The organism is Candidatus Endomicrobiellum cubanum, assembly GCF_031278955.1.
Classification (GTDB): Bacteria; Elusimicrobiota; Endomicrobiia; order Endomicrobiales; family Endomicrobiaceae; genus Endomicrobiellum; species Endomicrobiellum cubanum.
The window spans coordinates 1-5,210 of record NZ_JAITJM010000004.1; the positions used below are offsets into that span (position 1 = coordinate 1).

Here is a 5,210-nt window from a genome sequence, read left to right on the forward strand (position 1 = left end):
CTAAAAATGATTCTTCTAACCCTATCACCCTCACCTCTTCTTTTTATCTAGATAACAATTCCATTAACATCTCTTCCTATTGTAATGTATACCGCATATACGCTGCTTTCCTAGACCTAGTCTCAGACCGTGACGCTGTTTATCATCCTAGTACTATCTCTGTTTCCTCTAATTCCATTTCTATTAGTTCTTCTATTTCTAACTACTCACAAATATACTTTGCTTACTTATCCTTATACAACTGTGAAGTAGACAATCTCCTCATTAATAACAACACCCTTTCTTTTACTGCCTCTGACCCTAATAATGATGATTTTACTTTTAGCGTCGCCTCTACTATTAATTCTTTCTGTAATGACGCTGGTCTACTTGCTAGATTCGACTTGTCTAATAACTTCTATATTGCGCTTCTGCTAAACTTGGGAACTCTTCTTCCAACTTCTTCATTTTGAATTAGGCGACGACTAAGGCCGTGAATACATATTCACGGCCTTTTTTATTGCTGCCCGTTGTTACCCGATTTTGCCTTTTAAATAAAGAAATTTGGAGTTATCCTTCTTTTAACCTTTAGCTATATTGAAATATATAGGTAAGTTTATTTCCCAAACTGACACAATTATAATATCTTCTTTTGGCATGAACATTGCTTTTTCATACAAACAAACAGACAGACCCTTTATCAATCTTCTTTGTAAATCTAAAAAGTATTTAACAGTTTCTGGGAGCTTGCCATTGGCCAAAATTCATCTGCAACTAAATCTTCTGCTGTATCTACTTTTTCTCTTAAAGCTTCTAAAATTTTTACGCCCGTAGAGGCAAACTTTTCTGCAGTTTCTGCAGCAGTGCCACAAGAAGTTGTAACAAATTTATTTAATTCTAAATTATATTTATTTATATCTTCATAAAGTTCAATTAAAATTTTGGCTTCTTTTACAAATATATCTGATTTTAATTTTAGTTTTTCTAAATTTTTAGCTGTTTGAGAAATTTTTTCTATCTGTTTTAAAATAGCAGGCAAAATTAACGTATTTACACTTTTCATAGCATATTTATATTCTATTTCTTTTGTTTTAATATAATTTTCAAGCTTGATTTCTACTTTTGATTTTAATTCTCTTTCATTTAGTATTTTAAACTCAGAAAATGATTTAATAACATCTTCTTTTAAGAAAAGATTTAAAGCTTCAGGCGTATTTTTAGCATTGGGCAGACCTCTCTTCTCTGCTTCTTTATGCCAATCCTTGGAATACCCATTCTTCTCAAATCGTATATTTTTTGTTTCTGAAATTATTTCTTTAATGACTTCTAAAGCTTTTTGCTTAACATCTATATCTCCTTTTTTAGCTTCTATTCTATTATAAATTTCATTAAAACCATAAGCAGCTATAAAATTTAATATAGTGCCTGCTTCTGATGGATTTGAAGAAGAGCCTAAAGCTCTGAATTCAAACTTGTTTCCTGTAAAAGCTACAGGAGAGGTCCTATTTCTATCAGAATAGTCTTTGTTAACTTTTGGAAGATTTTGCACACCAAGCGTAATTTCGTTTACTTCTTTTTCATCAATAGTACCAGCTTTTTCTATAGAATTTAACAAATCACTTACATATTCCCCAAGGTATACTGACATTATTGCAGGAGGCGCTTCATTTGCCCCAAGCCTGTGATCATTGCCGGCATCTGCAACGCTAGCTCTTAAAATTCCACCGAACTTTTTTACTCCAAATAGCACTGCACTTACGGCTATAAGAAAAGATATATTTTTAAGAGGAGATTTTGTAGGTTCAAAGTAGTTCGCACCTGTGTTGTCGCCAATAGACCAATTAAAATGTTTACCTGAACCATTTACTCCAGCAAAAGGTTTTTCATGGAGTAGCGCTACCATATTGTGCTTATCTGCAACTTTTTTTAATACTTCCATAATTTGCAGGTTATTATCTATAGCTAAGTTTACTTCTTGATGTAGAGGTGCAAGCTCAAATTGATTAGGAGCAACCTCATTATGCCTTGTTTTAACTGGTATCCCTTTACGATACAAAGTGTTGTCCACTTCTTCCATAAATTTTAAAACGTTTTTACGGATGTTTCCGAAATAGTGATCTTCCATCTCCTGCCCTTTTGCCGGTTTGCTTCCAAACAACGTTCTACCTGTAACTATTATATCTGGCCTAGAAGCAACTAAATCTTTTGATAAAAGAAAATATTCCTGCTCAATTCCAGCAAAAACTTTAACTTGTTTTGCGTTCTTGTTGCCAAGCAGTTTCTGTAAAGCAATAACTTTTTCATTTAAAACAGTAAGAGATCTAAGCAAAGGTGTTTTTAAATCTAAAACTTCACCTGTCCAAGAAAGAAAAACCGAGGGAATTACTAAAGTTTTTGTTTTGCCTGATTCTAAAAGAAAGACTGGAGAAGTAGGATCCCATGCAGTATATCCTCTTGCTTCAAAAGTGGACCTTATACCTCCTGAAGGGAAAGATGATGCATCTGGTTCTGACTGAACAAGCTGAGATGCTGAGAACCTTTCTATTATTTCGCCATTGTCACCATAATCTATAAAAGAGTCATGCTTTTGGGCAGTGCCTCCTCTTTGAGGTTGAAACCAATGAGTAAAGTGTGTTGCTCCTTTTTCCAAAGCCCACTCTTTCATGGCATGGGCAACTTCACCAGCTATTGACTGATCTAAAGGCTCCACATTGTCTATGGCATCAACAAGCTTTCTGTAAATATTTTTACTTAGCTTTTGCTCCATAATTTTTTTTGTAAATACCAATTCTCCATAATAGTTGTGTATTGATTGCATGGCTGTCCTCTATCTCTGTAAAAAATGTTTGCTTACTTAATTATACTGATATTTAACTATTTTCCTGGTAACATGTCAACAAAATTAGCTTTTTACTAAAACGTAAAGCAAAAAAAGCAGTTGTGCCAAAATTTTTGGTACTGCTTCTTAGAAATTATTAAACTAATATTATATCTTAAGAATAGTTAGAACATATATAAATAAAACCATCCCACATAAAGCATAACGCCCCATAGAGACAATCCATTTTCCAACAGGCTTTGATCGTCCAGTTTGAACTTCTTGCAAAATAAGATGTTTTGGAACAAGCCAGAAAAAGAAAATGGCGCTTCCTAGAGCGCATAGAGGAATCAAATGTAAAGACAATAAGTCAATAACCTTTCTTATGTTGCCCACAACTAATACTTTGCACAACAAAACTGTAGCTGCAGAGACAAAAAATATAGCTAAAAGACGCGGTACCTTAAATTTATCATGCAAAGCCTGTACAACTACTTCGAGTTGCCCTATAAAAGAAGTCAAAGCTGCAAAGAATATCGCTAAAAAGAAAGTAAACATAAAAAATTGACCAAAAGGGATGGCTTTAAATATATCAGGCAGGGTTATAAATAAAAGAGCAGGGCCGCTGTTTAAATCTTTTCCAAAAGCAAATACTGCTGGAATAATCATAAACGTGGCCAATATAGAAACAAATGTATCTGCAAAAACAATGTATTTTGCAGAAGAAATTATATCACTTTCTTTTTTCGTATAAGAACCATATGTAACCATTGTTGAGCCTCTTAAAGACAAAGAGTAAAAGACTTGGCCTAAAGCTATCATCCAAGTTTTTACATCAAACATATACTTCCAATCTGGAGAAAATAAATATTTGTATCCTGCGATTGCATTTGGCAAGAAAGCTACTCTGATGCCTAAAATTATAATGAGTATAAAAATTGCAGGTAACATTATAGCGCAACTCTTTTCTATACCATTTCTAATGCCCCCAATTAAAGTTACTACAGCAGTAAGTAAAGTTACGATCATCCAAAAGAGAACATGTTCATTACTTGATATTGTAATATAATATTGATTACTGCTAACTGCTTTAAAAGCAGAACCTGTTAAAGAACCTAAAGTAAAACGGATGACCCAAGAAAACACTAAAGTATATCCTACAGCCTGTAAAAAAGCTACCAGAACGCATACCCAACCAAATGCTTCGCCTGGTACTGTGTTCTTAGTGCGCAACTGTAAAATTTTTTTGAAAGCTGTTGCAGGCCCGCCTCCTGTAAACCTTCCAACAGACACTTCGCCAATTAAAGCAATAAGTCCTAAAGCTATTGCGCATACAACGTAAGGGATTACAAATGCTGCTCCTCCTCTTTCGCCAACACGATAAGGGAAAAGCCACATGTTTCCCAGCCCAATTGCAGTGCTGGCAGCAGCAAAAATCAGTCCCCATTTAGACGAAAAAGAATCTTTTGCTGAACCCATTTTATAACTCTCCTGTTTTTTTTATTTTATATCTTGTCGTCTGCATCTTTAACTCCAAAAAAACAAAGCGCTTAAAGAGAAAATTCTCTTAGCTGCTTTGTTGTTTTACTTAATAAAGAAGACAGCATTTAATATTTTATTTCTTTTGAAAAAATATATCAATAGCAAGATGAATTACCAACGCACCTAAAGCTGAGAGGCTTCCTATTCTAATTCAGTTGACTCCCTGAATAAGTTACAAGGCTGCCACCGCAATCCCTACGGCCAAAAAAATATCCTTACAAAAAGCAAGTATGGTTCTGAGCTGCGTTATAGTCAGGGTCATGGTGAGTATGGCAAGTCCGAACATGGATGGATAGATAAAGTTATATCTTCATATTTATCACAGCACACATGACAAAGTTTGGTGGTTGGAGAAAAACGATTGATTGTAACAAAATAAGTTCCTTTGTTCTTTGACTTATACTCAATCATTTGTCTAAACTTCCCACATGAGTTGTCTAAAGTAGCTTTCCCAACCTTAGACATTGACTAACTCTCTTGACTTCTTGTGCAGATAGCCCCTTCTCTGATTAGATTTTTTCTCATGAACTTTACGATTTTGCTTTTGTTAGTTCTTTGATTTTTTCTTTGGTCTCAATGATAGTTTGCGTTGCTAATTCAATTTTTCCTTGATTAAAATATTTTACAGCTTTATTATTGCCTTTTACATTTACTTCAGAAATAAATAACTTTTATCTGCAAACATAACCTACCTTGTAAAATATTTATAAATAATAAAGCAAACTTTTATCATAAACATTAAGTCTTATATACTATACTAATATCCTTAATGTACATTTTGGGGAATATCTTTAGATATTCTCTCTTCTTTTCAAAATCTTTTATGTCTGATAAATATGCGTTTGTTACCATTTTATGTCTCTCTTTCATC

The 5,210-nt window shown here is 33.7% G+C and carries 4 protein-coding genes; 1 reads left to right on the plus strand and 3 read right to left on the minus strand.

Features of this window, described 5'->3' with window-relative positions; all coding sequences use genetic code 11:
• Positions 1-452, plus strand: a 452-nt coding sequence (locus tag LBD57_RS00365; RefSeq protein ID WP_373469369.1) for a hypothetical protein, incomplete at its 5' end; no start/stop codon positions are given.
• 245 nt (positions 453-697) lie between these two features.
• On the opposite strand, the gene LBD57_RS00370 is transcribed toward LBD57_RS00365, so the two are convergent.
• The 3 genes from LBD57_RS00370 to LBD57_RS00380 form a co-directional block, all read right to left on the minus strand.
• On the minus strand, positions 698-2,797 hold the full coding sequence (locus LBD57_RS00370; RefSeq protein WP_373469370.1) for a glutamine synthetase III: 2,100 nt from the start codon (positions 2,795-2,797) through the stop codon (positions 698-700).
• A 168-nt stretch (positions 2,798-2,965) separates the two neighbouring features.
• Entirely contained in the window at positions 2,966-4,276 is a 1,311-nt protein-coding gene (locus LBD57_RS00375) for a sodium-dependent transporter (RefSeq protein WP_373469371.1), read from the minus strand.
• Between the two features lie 321 nt (positions 4,277-4,597).
• Positions 4,598-4,804, minus strand: a complete 207-nt coding sequence (locus LBD57_RS00380; protein ID WP_373469372.1) for a zinc ribbon domain-containing protein — start codon at positions 4,802-4,804, stop codon at positions 4,598-4,600.
• Between the last annotated feature and the right edge of the window lie 406 nt (positions 4,805-5,210).